Here is a 14,898-nt window from a genome sequence, read left to right as displayed (position 1 = left end):
GCCACCGTGGTGAGCGGCTATGGCTTCGGACCGCATAACGTTCTTTGTATCCACCAGCCTCGCTCCTACCTCCAGCCGATGAACCCTCCCGACCACCCGCCGCCTACCCAGCTCTACCCCCTGGGCGACGCGGCCATTGTGCTGCAGTTCGGCGAGGTCATCAACGAAGCCACCCACGCCCACATCCAGGCCGTGGGCCGCTACCTCGACCAGCACCCCTTTCCGGGTTTCCTTGAATACGTGCCAGCCTTTACTACCCTCACCGTGTATTATGACCCCTGGCTGGTTAGTCAGGCCGGCCACCAAAACCCGTACAAGCGCGTGGCCAAAGTGCTGCGCCAGCTACTGCGGGAAGTGCCCGAAGCCCCGCCGGGTGCCCCCGGGCCGGTGGTCGAAGTTCCGGTGTGCTACGGCGGGGCGCTGGGGCCCGATCTGGACTGGCTGGCCCGCCACACCGGCCTGACGCCCGCGGAGGTTATCCGGCTGCACAGTGAGCCGGAATACCTGGTGTACATGATTGGTTTTGCCCCCGGCTTTCCGTACTTGGGCGGGATGAATGAAAAGCTCACCGCCCCGCGCAAAACCCAGCCGCGTACCCTGGTGCCGGCCGGCTCGGTGGGTATTGCCGGCCGCCAGACGGGTATCTACTCCCTGCCTACCCCCGGCGGCTGGCAGCTGATTGGGCGCACCCCGCGGCGCCTGTTCACGCCCGAGGCCGCCGCGCCCAGCTTGCTGCGGGCAGGCCAGCGGCTGCGGTTCGTGCCCATTTCCGCGGCGGAGTACGAGCAACTGCTGGAACATGAGCTGTAGCATCCTGCGCCCGGGCCTGCTCACCACCATCCAGGATGGCGGCCGTTTCGGCTACCGGCAGGCCGGCGTCATTGTTAGCGGACCGATGGACGCGCTGGCCCTGCGCGTGGCCAACCTGCTGGTGGGCAATCCGGAGCGGGCGGCAGGGCTGGAAATCACGCTGCTCGGGCCTAAAATCCGGTTTGAAGCCGACCACCTGATTGCCCTAACCGGTGCCAACTTATCCGCTACCTTGGATGGGGAACCCCTGCCCCTGAACCGGCTCGTGGCCGTGCCGCGCAGCAGTGAGCTGGCGTTTGGTCCGGCCCGCACCGGGTGCCGGGCCTACCTGGCCGTGTCGGGCGGGCTGGCGGTGCCGGCGGTGCTGGGCAGTCGGGCTACGTATTTGCGGGCGGGCATTGGGGGCTTGCAGGGCCGGGCTTTGCGGGCCGGCGACGTGCTGCCGGCTCCCGGCCCTACCCCGGCCGGCGAGCACCTGCGCCGGCAGCTGCTCGCCCGGCGGCCCGGCCAGGAGTGGGCGGCGGCACCCTGGTTTCCCGATCCGCAGCTCACCCCGACGCTTTCCGCCACCCCTACCGTCCGGGCCGTGCTCGGGCCCGAGTACGGGCTGTTCACCGAGGAAAGTCAGCAGCAGTTCTGGCAGGCAGAGTTTACCGTAACGCCCCACTCCGACCGGATGGGCTACCGGCTGGCCGGGCCGCAGCTGCCGCGCCGCGCCGAGCAGGAAATTCTCTCCTCGGCCGTTACCTTCGGCACGGTGCAGGTACCGGCGGCGGGCGGCCCCATTGTGCTGCTGGCCGACCATCAGACCACCGGGGGCTACCCCCGCCTGGCGCAGGTAATTTCGGCCGACTTCTCCCGGCTGGCCCAGGTACCGCCGGGAGGCCGCCTGCGCTTTCAGGAAATCAGCCTTTCCCAGGCCCACTACTGGTATCTGCACCAGGAAAAAACTCTTCAGCAACTCCACCGGGGCCTGGCCCTGCTTTCCTATCGATGAACCACCCCTACACCGTTGATCTGAATTGTGATATGGGGGAAAGCTTCGGCGCCTACTCCCTGGGCCCCGACGAAGCCATCCTCCCCTTCGTCACGTCCGCCAACATTGCCTGCGGCTACCACGCCGGCGACCCGGCCGTGATGCGGCGCACCGTGCGCCGGGCCCTGCACCAGCAGGTAGCCATCGGGGCCCACCCCGGCCTGCCCGATCTGGTGGGCTTTGGCCGCCGCGAAATGGCCGTTTCCGCCGAGGAAGCCTACGATATGACGGTGTATCAGCTGGGTGCCCTGGCCGCTTTCGTGCGGGCCGAGGGCGGGGTGCTGCACCACGTCAAGCCCCACGGCGCCCTCTACAACATGGCTGCCGTGAACCCCATCCTGGCCGAAGCCCTGGCCGAAGCCGTGTACCGGGTGCAGCCCGAAGCCTGCCTCTACGGTCTGGCCGGCAGCGCCCTGATTGAGGCCGGCCGGAAGCTGGGCCTGGCCACCGCCCACGAAGTGTTTGCCGACCGCACCTACCAGCCCAACGGCACGCTCACGCCCCGCCGCCAGCCCGACGCCCTGCTAACGGACCCGGCCGCCGCCATTGCCCAGGTAGTGCGCATGGTGAAGGAAGGCCGGGTGCGCGCCCAATCCGGCACCGACGTGACCATTCAGGCCGACACCATCTGCCTGCACGGCGACGGCGCCCACGCCCTGGAATTTGCCCGCCTGATTCGGGCCACGCTGGCGCAGGAGGGCATCGAGGTACGGCCTTACCAGCCCGCTACCGCATGAGGCCGCAACGCAACTGGGGCGTGCTGCTGGGCGCCGCCTTCCTGATGGCTACCTCGGCCGTGGGCCCGGGGTTTCTGACCCAAACCACCGTTTTCACCCAATCCCTGGGGGCCAGTTTCGGCTTCGTGATTCTGACCTCCATTCTGATGGATATTGGGGTGCAGCTGAACATCTGGCGGGTTATTGCCGTGTCGGAAATGCGGGCCCCGGACATTGCCAACCGGGTGCTGCCGGGGCTGGGCAGCTTTATTTCCATCCTGATTCTGCTCGGCGGACTGGCCTTCAACATCGGCAACGTGGGCGGGGCCGGCCTGGGCCTGGAGGTACTCACGGGCCTGCCCGTAACGTGGTGCGCGGCGCTGGCGGCGGCCCTGGCCCTGGCCGTTTTCCTGGTGCGCGAGGCCGGCCCGGTCATGGACCGGTTTGCCCAGCTCATGGGCCTGGTTATGATTCTAGCTATTATCTACGTAGCTGTTACTACCCATCCGCCGGTGGCCGAAGCCGCCCTGCGCACAGTACTGCCCGCCAAAATCGACTATACCGCCATTATCACGCTGGTGGGCGGCACGGTGGGCGGCTACATCACCTTTTCCGGCGGCCACCGCCTGCTCGATGCGGGCATCAAAGGCCCGGCGGCCCTGCCGGAAGTGTCGCGCAGTGCCATCATGGGCGTGTCGGTAGCTTCCCTGATCCGGGTGCTGCTGTTTCTGGCCACGCTGGGGGTAGTCAGCCAGGGCCTGGCCATTGAAGCGGGCAACCCCACGGCCTCGGTGTTTCAGCTGGCGGCGGGCACGGTGGGCTACAAGCTGTTTGGGGTGGTGATGTTTGCGGCGGCTATTACGTCCATTATCGGCTCGGCGTACACGTCCATTTCCTTTTTAAAGACGATGCAGCCCGGCATTGCTGCCCACGAAAACCGCTGGATTATCGGCTTTATCGTCTTGTCGACCCTGCTGTTTGTCACCATTGGTAAGCCCGTGAGCGTGCTGCTGTGGGCCGGCGCCCTGAACGGCTTCATCCTGCCCATCACCCTCGGCACCCTGCTCGTGGCCGCCTACCGCCCTAGCGTCATCGGCCGCTACCGCCACCCGCTCTGGCTAACCGTGTTTGGGGTGCTGGTAGTGGGCATCATGACGCTAATGAGCGGCAAGGTGCTGCTGGACCAGCTAGCCGGTTTATGGAAATAAATGAAGAACAATTAGCTAGGCCGAGTGGATAGTCAGGGCTTATAAATTCCACAAGGTCGTCATGCAGAGTCGGAGGCACCTTGCTTGGCTGACATGTGGTAACTACCTCAACCTCAGCCAAGCGAGATGCCTCCGGCTCTGCATGACGGCCTTTCATAAACCAAAAGATTATACTGTCCACACAGCCTAGAAGAACGATACTAAAACTAGTTCCCCTCTCCTTTTCCGGAGAGGGGCTAGGGGTGAGGCGAACTACCGCTAGGAAACTATACGCTAAACTAACGTTCAACGCTCCGCTCAACCACCCCCAACCTAGCTCTCGAACCTTCTAGTATACTAGCGTGATGAAACTGCTACCCCGCCTGCTTGGCGTAACCCTGCCCCTACTCGCCGCCGGCTGCGCGGGCCGCCAAACCCAGCCAGCCTACGACCTGGTCATTACCCACGCCAACGTGGTGGACGTGGAAACCGGCCGGGTGCGCCCGGATCAAACGGTGGCTGTTTCGGAGGGGCAGATCCGGCAGGTAGCCAATACCAGCCGCCAAGCCCCCGCCGCCAAGCGCGTGATGGATGGCACCGGAAAATACCTGATTCCGGGCCTCTGGGACATGCACGTGCACTTTCGGGGCGGCGACTCGCTGGCTGCGGCCAACCGCAACCTGCTCCCCCTGTACCTGGCCCACGGCATCACCACCGTGCGCGACGCGGGCGGCGACCTGACGCCGAGCATCTTCGCGTGGCGGGAACAAATCCGGGCCGGGCGGCTGGCCGGGCCCACCATCTACACCTCGGGGCCGAAAATTGACGGGCCGAAAGCCTTTTGGGCCGGCTCCCTGGAAGTCGAAAATCAGGCTCAGATTGACCAGGCTCTGGATTCCTTGCAGCGCCTGAAGGTCGACTACGTGAAGATTTACGAAAGCACCATCTCGCGGGAAGCCTTTCTCAACACCATTGCCGCCGCCGAAAAGCGCGGCATGACCACCACGGGCCACATGCCCTACACTGCCACCCTGCGCGAAGCCTCGGAGCGTGGCCTGGATGCCTCCGAGCATCTGTACTACGTGTTCAAGGCCTGCTCCAGCAAGGAAGACAGCATTACGGCGGCCGTGCAGCGCAGCCTCAGCACGCCCAAACCGCTGGGCCTGTTTGCGGTGCTACCCGCTGTTTACCGCACCTACGATGCGGCCACGGCGGCCCGCCTCTACCGGACGCTGGCGCAACACAAAACGGCCGTTGTGCCCACCCTCTACATTCAGAAGCTGCTGGCCGAGCTGCCCGAAACCGACCACTCCCGCGACACCCTGCTGGCCTACATCGACCCCAAGATTCAGGCTACCTACGCCCGCCGCCTGGCCGGGGCCCAGGCTCAATCGGCCGCTACCCGCGCCTTCAATAAGCAGCTCGGCGCCAAGTTTATGACCCTGGTGCCAGCCCTGCAGCAGGCCGGCGTGACGCTGCTGGCCGGCTCCGACAGCGGGGCCTCCAACTCGTACGTGTACCCCGGCACCTCCCTGCTCGGTGAACTGGAGCTGCTGGTGCAGGCGGGCCTTACGCCCGCCCAGGCCCTGCAAGCCGCCACCATCAACGGGGCCCGCTTCCTCAAAGCCGACCAACACGCCGGCACCATCCGCGCGGGCAAAGACGCCGACCTGGTACTGCTGAATCAGAATCCGCTGGTCGACATCCGCAATCTGCGCCAGATCAACGCGGTAGTCACGCGCGGCCGCGTGTACACCGCCGCGGAGCTGCGCCAGATGCTGCAGGCTGTGAAACACCGGTAGCGGGGGCTCTGCTGGGGAGGCGCCCTGGCCGGCTGTATGATTTGCGCCACGACCCTACTTCGCTGCAAACACAGCTGGGCGGCGGTGCGGGCTAGCCCTCTCATTCCTCTCGGCTGGTGGGTTGGGCGGCGTGCCTGGCATGTGCTTTACAAAAAGTTGTCCTTCCGAGCGAAGCGAGAAATCTGGGTTCACCATCCAACGGCTAATTCAGATTCCTCGCTTCGTTCGGAAGGACAGCTTTTCGATTTATGACTGCTTAAGAAACGGCCTATCTACTACGCAGAACCGGCCTGTTACGGCACGGGGCTAAGGGGTTGCAACCGGACCACGCGGGCTTTCCGGGGGGCCGAGGTAGCTGGGTTTCAGGCCGCCGAGGTCAAGGACGAGTTTTTCCAGTACCACGCCGGGGTCTACGCGCCAGAACCGCAGCACATGCTCGCCGGGCGCGGCCACGGTGTGGGTGGACGTTTTGATGATGATGTTTTCCGCCACGGCCTTCTCCCAGGGCCGGTTGCCGTTGTCGGCTACCAGGCCGGTGTGCAAGTTGACAATCTGGGGAGCTTCGTTATCAAACGACACGGCGTAGCGCAGGCCGCCCTGGTTGTTGAAGTCCAGGGTGGGGGCCAGATAGGCGTGCACGGTTACGGGGCCGCGGCTGGTGAGCTGCACCCGGTATTCCAGGCAGGGGCCGCCGGCGGTCGGGTTCTGGGCCGGCGCGGTGGGCGGGAACGTAGTGACGCCCGAGAGCGTGCGGCCCAGGTCCGGAATCGTCTGCCAGCTGACTGGGCCGGCGTTTATGGCCCTGCTGTAGTGCTCAGCTTCCATGCTCACGTAGCCATCCGCTTCCACGAAACCCACCCCGGATACGGCGGCAGGCTTGGGCGGGGCGGCGGGGGTAGGCGCGGGTGCGGCGGCCGACGCGGTGGTGGCAGCCAGTGTTTTCACTTCGGGCATTTTTTGCTCGTTGGGCTGCTGCCAGTAGGTGTAGCCGATGTGGGTCTGGTCCATCATATGATTCCACTTGCCCCCGGCCAGGGCGTGGTAACGCTTCGTAATTTCTGCATCCTTGGCGTACAGGGCCTTGGCTTTTTCGGCTAGCTCGTTGGTGTTGGCCTGGCCTTTCTGGGCCGCGTCGTGGTTCAAAGCTACGGTGTAGTACAGCTCGTTGAGGTTGGCGCAGGCCGCCACCGGGTGCAGCACCAGCTGGAAGTAGGCGTCCTGGTGCTGGGCGGGCAGTTGCCGGCCGATTTGCTCAGCCTGGGCTAGCAGGGCCTGATAGTCAGCTACTACCGTCTGGAACTCGTGGTAATTCGTGAGGCTATAGGTAGTAGGGCTCAGCAGCTCCGGCTTCCGGCGGGCATTATACTTGGCGTACTGGGCCAGGATATTGGCAATACCAGCCGCGTGTTTCTGCCCGAACTGCTGGGTTGCCCACTGCCGGGTGTAGGCGCCTACTTGGCCGGCGGGCAGGCGGGCGGGGTTCCAGGCATAGTCCAGGAAGAAGCTGATGGGCAGCTCCATGGGCTTCAAGTCGCCCACGTTTACAATCCAGATTTGGTTGGCGCCGTATTCGTGGGCCAAGTGCATTTGCTCCCAGATGCGCGGTAGCGGATTCGTATTCAGCCACTTGTAATTGCGCGGACCGCCCACGTAGTCGAAGTGGTAGTAGATGCCGTAGCCGCCAGCGCGGGGCGTTGAGCCGGGCTTGGGCAGCTTGCGCAGGTTGCCCCAGTTGTCGTCGCAGAGCAGCAGGGTCACGTCGTCGGGCACGCGCATGCCCTTGTCGTAGTAGTCCTGCACTTCCTTGTAAAGGGCCCAGAGCTGGGGCGTTTGCTCGGCGGGCTTGCCGGTGGTTTCGGCAATAATGCGGCGCTGGTCGGCCACGATGCGCTCCAGCAGGGCAATGTTGCTTTCCTGACTCATGGGCTCGTCGCCGTCGCCGCGCATGCCAATGCTGACGATGTTTTCGCGGGTACCCATGCGCTGCATGCCCCCGCGCCAGAATTCCTGGAGCACCGCCGCGTTGGTCTGGTAGTTCCAGGGGCCTTTGCCGGCGTGCTTCCACTCCTCGTGGGCTCGCGTGAGCGGCTCGTGGTGGGAAGTGCCCATTACAATGCCGTACTCATCGGCCAGCACCGGACTTTGGGGGTCGTCCACGTTAAACATGTTGCCCCACATGGCCGGCCAGAGGTAGTTGCCCTTGAGCCGCAGAATCAACTCAAACATGTGGGCATACATTTTCGAGTTGACGCCGCCGAACTTCTCTCTCGACCAATTCTGCAGGGCCGGTGCTTCGTCGTTGATAAAGATGCCCCGGTACTTCACCTGGGGCGTGCCCTGCGTATGCTTGCCCGCCGCTACGTACAGCGCCGACTGAGGCTTGGTAGGCACGTCGGCCCACCAGTACCAGGGCGAAACCCCAATCTGCTGGGAGAGGTCGTAGATGCCGAAGATGGTGCCGCGCTTGTCGCTGCCGGCAATGACCAGGGCCTGCTCTACGCCCGGCAGGGGCTTCTCCACCACTTCCACCACAAAGGTTTCCCACTTGCCGGCCACGCCCGCCACGTTCAGCTTGCCCGCCTGCACCAGCCCGTCAATCAGGGGGCTTTTGCCGAGGGTGCCGATCAGCACTACCTGCTTGCCGGCCGGCGCCTTATCGGTCGTTAGCGAGGGCGTCAGCGTGGTCACGCGGTTAATATCGGCCTGCAAATCCCGGGCGGCCCGGAGCACACCGGGCCAGTCGGCGGAGCTGGCGTACAGGGCCGCCGCGCGGCGGCTAGCTACCAGCGGGAAGCTGCCCTTACTTTTTTTACCGGAGACGTAGGCCTCCGCCCCGGGCACGGTGGGCTGGGCCCAGGCCGCTGGGCTAGCCAGCAGCAACAGCAACGCCACCAGCGCCCCCCCAAACCGGCGGGCAGCAAACGGGTAGCGGAAAGAAAGAACGGACATGATGGGTAGGAAAGGGGTTGACTGATCGGGCAAAGCGTGGCTACGTCTAGCTTGTCTCTCGAGTAAGGAGGCAAGCTAGCGGCTAGAACTTGACGACTTCCCAGTAGGCTTTCTTGGGCTTCTGGTTCTGGTCGAAGAGCAGAGGGTAGTTCTTGCGGCCCGCCACGGGGTAGGTATCCAGCCAGCTGTACTTGTCCGACACGTTCCAGAAAGTAACGCCGGTCAGCACGTTCTTGTAGTCGCGGAAGACCTTGAAGAACATCTTGTACTGCGCGGCCTGCTTCTGCTCCAGCTCGGGCGTGTAGGCGTCCGACTCGCCGGGGCGCTTGGCGCGGCGCTCCTTTTCCCAGGGGTAAATGGACACGTCCAGCTCGGTAATCTGCACCTTCAGGCCCAGGGAGGCGTACTGGTCAAGGGCCTGGCGCAGCTCGGCCTCGGTAGGCTCCTGCAAGGACCAGTGCCCCTGCAGCCCCACGCCGTCGATGGGCACGTTGGCGTCCTTGAGCTTTTTGAGCAGCTTCAAGATTCGCTCCCGCTTCTCGGGCCGCTCGGTGTTATAGTCGTTGTAAAACAGTTGGGCCTTGGGGTCGGCTTCGTGAGCGTACTCAAAGGCCTTGGCAATGAAATCCTCTCCGCAGATCAGGTACCACTCGGAGTTGCGCAGAAATTCCTGGGGGTTGTCGGCAATGGCTTCATTCACCACGTCCCAGGCGTAAATCTTGCCCTTGTAGCGCTTTACTACCGTGAAGATGTGGTCATGCAGGCGCTGGAGCAGCACTTCTTTGCTGACTTGCTTGCCCTGGGCATCCTTGAACAGCCACTTGGGCGTCTGCTCGTGCCAAAGCAGGTTGTGGCCGCGCACGCGCAGCTTGTTTTTCTGGGCGAAGTCCATCAGGGCATCGGCATCGGTCCAGAAGTAGCGGTTTTCCTCCGGATGAATGGGGCCCATCTTCATGGCATTTTCGGGCGTGATGCTGTTGAAATGCTGCTTGATCAGCTCGCCCTCGGCCCCCTGGATGGACTGCCGGCCCACCGCCACGCCCACGGGAAAGTAGTTTTTGTAATAATCTTTCAGGCCTTTGTCGGCGGCGGGGCGCTGGCTGCTAACCAGCCCGGCGCTGCTGACCAGCAAAGCCGCCAGGGTAAATTTTCGGATGGAGAAGACAGACGTTTTCATATTCTCAGAAAAAAGCGGGAACCGGTGAAAAATGTGGCGGCAGCAGGCCGCACGGCGGCCGTCCTGGTGCCAGCGCGGCAAGGAAAATGGGGCGGCCTACCCCGCCGGGCGCGGGACATACGCAATAAAAACCTCGTTCCGGGCAGTAGGCGCGGGCCTGGCTGCTGACTCCGGAAAACAGGCGCGCAGCAGAGAAGCGCCCCAAGTTGCGCCTCCCTGCTGCGCGGCCGTTGTTGCCTACCGGTTTTACCGGCAGGCTTGCCGCTTTACCCGCGGCTTACCAGTAAATGGTGTAGAGCACCGTGAGCAGCACCATGATGACCATGGACCCGATGGCGAAGTTGCGGTCGGTTTTAAACATGCTCCGGTCTACTTCCAGACCGTTGGTAACCACGCCGCGGCTGGTTTGCACCAGACTGATAATCACCATCATCACCACGCAGATCAGGAATACGAAGCCCATTCGGTCGAGGAAGGGGATTTCGTAGACGCCGGCTGCGTTGGGTACGGCAAAGCCCAGGGGCGCCAGGAAAGACAGGTCGGCGAAGGTGGGCAGGAACTTGAACAGCACCGACAGCAGGAAGCCGCCAATGGTAGCAAACAGGGCCGCCGTAGAGGTCGTTTTCTTCCAGAAGAAGCCCAGAATGAACATGGCAAAAATGCCCGGCGACACAAAGCCCGTGTACTCCTGAATGTACTGGAAACCACCCTTCTTGTCGATGCCCAGATGGGGAGCAATCAGCACGCCCAGAATCATGGCCACGATAACGGCAATCTTGCCTACGTTCACCAGCTTCTTTTCCGAAGCCTGGGGGTTGAGCACTTTCTGGTAGATGTCGAGGGTAAAGATGGTGGCAATGGAGTTGGCTTTACCGGCCAGCGAGGCCACTACGGCCGCCGTAAGGGCGGCAAAGGACAGGCCCTTCAACCCCACCGGCAGAATGTTCAGCAGCACGGGGTAAGCCCGGTCGGGGTTCAGGTCAGCCCCCTGGCCAAACTCGGCGGCTCCGAATACATCTTGCTTGTAGAGCACGTAGGCGGCAATGCCGGGCAGCACCACGATAACGGGCATGAGCAGCTTCAGGAAAGCAGCAAACAGCAGGCCACCGCGGGCCGTGGGCAGGTCGGCGCCCAGGGCGCGCTGGGTGATGTACTGGTTGCAGCCCCAGTAGTTCAGGTTTACAATCCACATGCCGCCCAGTAGCACCGTGAGGCCGGGCAGGTCGATATAGTTCGGGTTGTCGCGCTTGAAGATCATCTGGAAATGGTCCCCAGCCTGCTCGGTCATCAGATTGAAGCCGGCCAGCACGCCCGACTGCCCGTAGTGGTCAGCCACCATGTTCAGGGCCAGGTAAGTGGTAGCTAACCCGCCCAGAATCAGGAAGAACACCTGAATTACGTCGGTGAAGCCGATTACCTTCATGCCCCCCAGGGTAATGAGCACGGCAAAGAAAGCCAGCGCGTACAGGCAGAACTCCAGGTTGAGGCCGGCGATGCTGCTGATGGCAATGGCCCCGAGGTAGAGAATTGAGGTCAGGTTCACCACCACGTACAGGGCCAGCCAGAATACGGCCATAATCATGGCCACCGTGCCGTTGTAGCGCTGGTGCAGGAATTGCGGCATCGTGAAGATTTTGTTCTTCAGGTACACCGGAATAAAGAACACGGCCACGATGATGAGCGTCAGGGCCGCCATCCACTCGTAGGTAGCAATGGCCAGGCCCATCTTAAAGCCCGAACCCGACATGCCCACGAACTGCTCGGCCGAAATGTTGGAGGCAATAAGCGAGGAGCCGATGGCCCACCAGGTCAGGGAGCCTTCCGCCAGGAAGTAGTCCTTGGAATCACCCTCGGCGGTGCCGTCGTGGCCGGTTTTGCGCCGGTAGATCCAGATGCCGTAGCCGGAAACAATTAGAAAGTAAATGAAAAAGACAACGTAGTCGAGGGTCGCAAGTTGATGTTGCATGTGGGAGATAAGCAAACCCCTCCGAGGAGCGGTTAAGCGAGAAACAAGTGAAATACCGCCTCCAAGCTACCACCTAAGGCGGCGTTTGGCAACAGGCTCGCAAACATTCCCGGCCGGCCCCTTCCCTTGGGTTCCCACACCCTACAGTAGACCAGCCGGGTTTGTTTGAGTTGTTAGCAGGTAGCAAGTAGCTGGTTGTCAGTTCTTCGGTAGAAGCGGCGGGAACTGGTAGCGGCTAAATCGACGCCACTCTTGCTAACCACCTCCCGTTAACCATCAACTGACACCCGGCCACCAATAACCTACCCCACCCCTCTTAGATGTACTGGTTGATGATGGCCTCCAGCCACTCCTGCTTGCCGCTGCGCAGCACTGGCTCGCCGCTTTCGTGGGCAATGCGGCGCAGGTCTTCGAGCGTAAGCTGGCCCTTCTCGAAGGCGGCGCCGTGGCCGGCATCAAAGGAGGCGTAGCGCTCCTGGCGGAACTTACGGTAGGGCGACTTTTCCAGGATGTCGTTGGCCACTACCAGGGCCCGGGCAAAGGTGTCCATGCCGCTGATGTGGGCAATGAAGATGTCCTCCAGGTCGGTGGAGTTGCGGCGGGTTTTGGCGTCGAAGTTGATGCCGCCCGGGGTAATGCCGCCGTGCTCCAGAATGATGAGCATCGACTCCGTCAGCTCGTTGAGGTTGTTGGGGAACTGGTCGGTGTCCCAGCCGTTCTGGTAGTCGCCGCGGTTGGCGTCCATGGAGCCCAGCATACCCGCGTCGGCGGCTACCTGCAGCTCGTGCTGGAAGGTGTGGCCGGCCAGCGTGGCGTGGTTTACTTCCAGGTTCAGCATGAAGTCCTTCTCCAGACCGTACTCCTTCAGGAAGCCGATTACGGTAGCAGCATCGAAGTCGTACTGGTGCTTGGTGGGCTCGGCGGGCTTGGGCTCAATAAAGAACTTGCCCGTGAAGCCCTGCTTGCGGGCGTAGTCGCGGGCCATAGTCAGGAAGCGGCCCATGTGCTCCAGCTCGCGCTTCATGTTCGTGTTGAGCAGGGTCATGTAGCCCTCACGGCCACCCCAGAACACGTAGTTTTCGCCGTTCAGGGCAATGGTAGCGTCCAAAGCATTCAGGACCTGGGTGCCGGCGTGGGCTACTACCTGAAAGTCGGGGTTGGTGCTGGCCCCGTTCATGTAGCGCGGGTTGGAAAACACGTTTGCCGTGCCCCAGAGCAGCTTCACGCCGCTTTCCTGCTGGTGTTGCTTGGCGTACTCCACAATGGCCTGGAGGTTGCGCTCGTACTCGCTCAGCGAGGCGCCCTCGTCCACCAGGTCAATGTCGTGAAAGCAGTAGTAGGGCGTGCCGAGCTTGGTGAAAAACTCAAAGGCGGCGTCCATCTTATCTTGGGCGCGGCCGATGGCCTCGTGGTGGGCGTCCCAGGCAAACTGCTTGGTGCCGGGGCCGAACGGGTCGCCGCCGGTGCCGGTGAAGGTGTGCCAGTAAGACACGGCAAAGCGCAGGTGCTCCTTCATGGTTTTGCCGGCTACCACGCGGTTCTCGTCGTACCACTTAAAGGCCAGCGGGTTGTCCGATTCGCGCCCTTCGTACTTGATGGGGCTGATACCCGTGAAGAATTCCGTTTTAGAAAGCGTGCTGAGCGACATGGTGGGTAGAGCTAGTGGGTGAAAGAATCTGTTGGGTGAGGGCCTGGTGCCAGTGGGCATAGGCCGAGTGGTACTGCTCCTGCAGCGCCGGGGTAGGCTCCAGTGTTAGGATGCGCTCCAGGCCAGTGAAGGCTTCGGCGGGGCTGGCGTAAAGGCCAACCCCTACCCCGGCGCCGCGGGCCGCGCCCTGGGCGGCATCGGTGTTGTAGAGCTCCAGCTCTACGTTGCCACTGTTCACAAAAGCCTCGCGGAACACCGGACTCAGGAACATGTTGGCGTTGCCGGCGCGCACCTTGCGCACCTGCACCCCCGACTCGCGCATGATGTCCATGCCGTAGTTCAGGGCGAAAACGATGCCCTCCTGGGCGGCGCGCAGCACGTGGCTCCGGCCGTGAATGTTGAAGCTGAGGCCGCGCAGCTCGGCGGTGGTAGGGCGGTTTTCCAGCACCCGCTCGGCCCCGTTGCCGAAGGGCAGGAACTGCAGCCCCTCCGCGCCTACCGGGGCCTGGGCCGCCAGCTGGTTCATTTGGTCGTAAGGGATTTCGCCGACGACCTTGCGCAGCCAGCTGTTGAGAATGCCAGTGCCGTTGACGCACAGCAGCATGCCGTTGCGGGGCTGGGCCGGGGTGCTGTTCACGTGCGCAAAGGCATTCACGCGGGAGCGGGCATCCACCACCGGCTGGTCGCTGATGCCGTAGACGACCCCCGAGGTGCCGGCCGTGGCGGCTATTTCGCCGGGCTGCAGCACGTTGAGGGAGAAGGCGTTGTTGGGCTGGTCGCCGGCGCGGTAGGCCAGGGGCGTGCCGGCGTGCAAGCCCAGCTCCTGGGCCGCTTCGGGCGTCAGGCGCCCCTGCTCGGCGAAGGTGTCGACTATCTCGGGCAGCAGCTCGCGCGGGATGCCGTAGTAGTCCAGCAGCTCCTGGGCCACGGCCTGCTCGCGGAAGTTCCAGAACACGCCCTCCGACAAGCCCGACACCGTGGTGCACAGGCGGCCAGTCATGCGGAAGGCAATAAAGTCGCCGGGTAGCTGAATTTTGTGGACCTGCTCGAAGATGGCGGGCTCGTTTTCCTTGACCCACTTGAGCTTGGAAGCCGTGAAGTTGCCGGGCGAGTTCAGCAGGTTCTGCAGGCAGTACTCCTCCCCCAGCGCCTCGAAGGCCTGGTTGCCGTAGTCCACGGCCCGGCTGTCGCACCAGATAATGGCGGGGCGCAGCACGTGGCCGTTTTTATCCACCAGGACCAGCCCGTGCATCTGGTAAGTAATGCCGATGCCGGCTACCAGCGACGCGTCGAAGCCGTAGTTCTGCTTCAGCTCGTGGGTGGCATTGACGACTTCCTGCCACCACCGCTCGGGGCGCTGCTCGGCCCAGCTGGCCAGGGGCGCCGAAATTTCCATTTCCTTTTTAGGGGAAGTGACGCTGGCCAGGCAGCGGCCAGTATCCGCATCCAGCAGCGCCACTTTAATGGAGGAGCTGCCAATATCGTACCCGAGGAGGTAGTTCATGGTGGGAAGGGTAAGGAAAGTTCGGGGAAGAAAGTCAGGGCGTACGTTAGGTTGAACGACGGGCAGTTCGAAGAGGAATAGTTCTATTTAGGCTTACTGGCTA

Annotated in this window: 10 protein-coding genes; 5 read left to right on the top strand and 5 right to left on the bottom strand. The window is 63.0% G+C overall.

Annotation, left to right across the window (positions count from 1 at the left end; genetic code table 11):
• Positions 1–78 precede the first annotated feature (78 nt).
• From pxpB to IEW18_RS13665, 5 genes are all read left to right on the top strand, one after another.
• The gene (gene pxpB / locus IEW18_RS13685) at positions 79–810 is read left to right on the top strand and encodes a 5-oxoprolinase subunit PxpB (protein ID WP_188558427.1); all 732 of its coding nucleotides are present in this window, start codon (positions 79–81) and stop codon (positions 808–810) included.
• Complete coding sequence (locus IEW18_RS13680) at positions 800–1,807, top strand: 5-oxoprolinase subunit C family protein (protein WP_188558426.1); 1,008 nt, start codon at positions 800–802, stop codon at positions 1,805–1,807. The genes pxpB and IEW18_RS13680 overlap by 11 nt, the downstream gene beginning before the upstream one ends.
• On the top strand, positions 1,804–2,583 hold the full coding sequence (locus IEW18_RS13675; protein ID WP_188558425.1) for a LamB/YcsF family protein: 780 nt from the start codon (positions 1,804–1,806) through the stop codon (positions 2,581–2,583). Before IEW18_RS13680 ends, IEW18_RS13675 begins: the two co-directional genes overlap by 4 nt.
• Positions 2,580–3,770, top strand: coding sequence for an NRAMP family divalent metal transporter (locus IEW18_RS13670; protein WP_188558424.1), 1,191 nt, complete (start codon positions 2,580–2,582; stop codon positions 3,768–3,770). The genes IEW18_RS13675 and IEW18_RS13670 overlap by 4 nt, the downstream gene beginning before the upstream one ends.
• Positions 3,771–4,114: 344 nt before the next feature.
• On the top strand, positions 4,115–5,551 hold the full coding sequence (locus IEW18_RS13665; RefSeq protein ID WP_188558423.1) for an amidohydrolase family protein: 1,437 nt from the start codon (positions 4,115–4,117) through the stop codon (positions 5,549–5,551).
• A gap of 306 nt (positions 5,552–5,857) precedes the next feature.
• Here the strand turns inward: IEW18_RS13665 and IEW18_RS13660 are convergent, their stop codons facing one another.
• The 5 genes from IEW18_RS13660 to IEW18_RS13640 form a co-directional block, all read right to left on the bottom strand.
• Complete coding sequence (locus tag IEW18_RS13660; RefSeq protein ID WP_188558422.1) at positions 5,858–8,500, bottom strand: glycosyl hydrolase 115 family protein; 2,643 nt, start codon at positions 8,498–8,500, stop codon at positions 5,858–5,860.
• A gap of 82 nt (positions 8,501–8,582) precedes the next feature.
• On the bottom strand, positions 8,583–9,677 hold the full coding sequence (locus IEW18_RS13655) for an endo-1,4-beta-xylanase (RefSeq protein WP_188558421.1): 1,095 nt from the start codon (positions 9,675–9,677) through the stop codon (positions 8,583–8,585).
• Positions 9,678–9,954: 277 nt separating this feature from the next.
• The gene (locus IEW18_RS13650; protein ID WP_188558420.1) at positions 9,955–11,643 is read right to left on the bottom strand and encodes a sodium/sugar symporter; all 1,689 of its coding nucleotides are present in this window, start codon (positions 11,641–11,643) and stop codon (positions 9,955–9,957) included.
• Positions 11,644–11,959: 316 nt separating this feature from the next.
• Entirely contained in the window at positions 11,960–13,291 is a 1,332-nt protein-coding gene (xylA, locus tag IEW18_RS13645) for a xylose isomerase (RefSeq protein WP_188558419.1), read from the bottom strand.
• Positions 13,269–14,795, bottom strand: a complete 1,527-nt coding sequence (locus tag IEW18_RS13640; protein WP_188558418.1) for a xylulokinase — start codon at positions 14,793–14,795, stop codon at positions 13,269–13,271. The genes xylA and IEW18_RS13640 overlap by 23 nt, the downstream gene beginning before the upstream one ends.
• Positions 14,796–14,898: the final 103 nt, after the last annotated feature.

It is taken from the genome of Hymenobacter glacieicola, from assembly GCF_014640315.1.
Classification (GTDB): domain Bacteria; phylum Bacteroidota; class Bacteroidia; order Cytophagales; family Hymenobacteraceae; genus Hymenobacter; species Hymenobacter glacieicola.
Note: the sequence above shows the minus strand (reverse complement) of the source record. Positions and strands in the feature narration are given on the sequence as shown.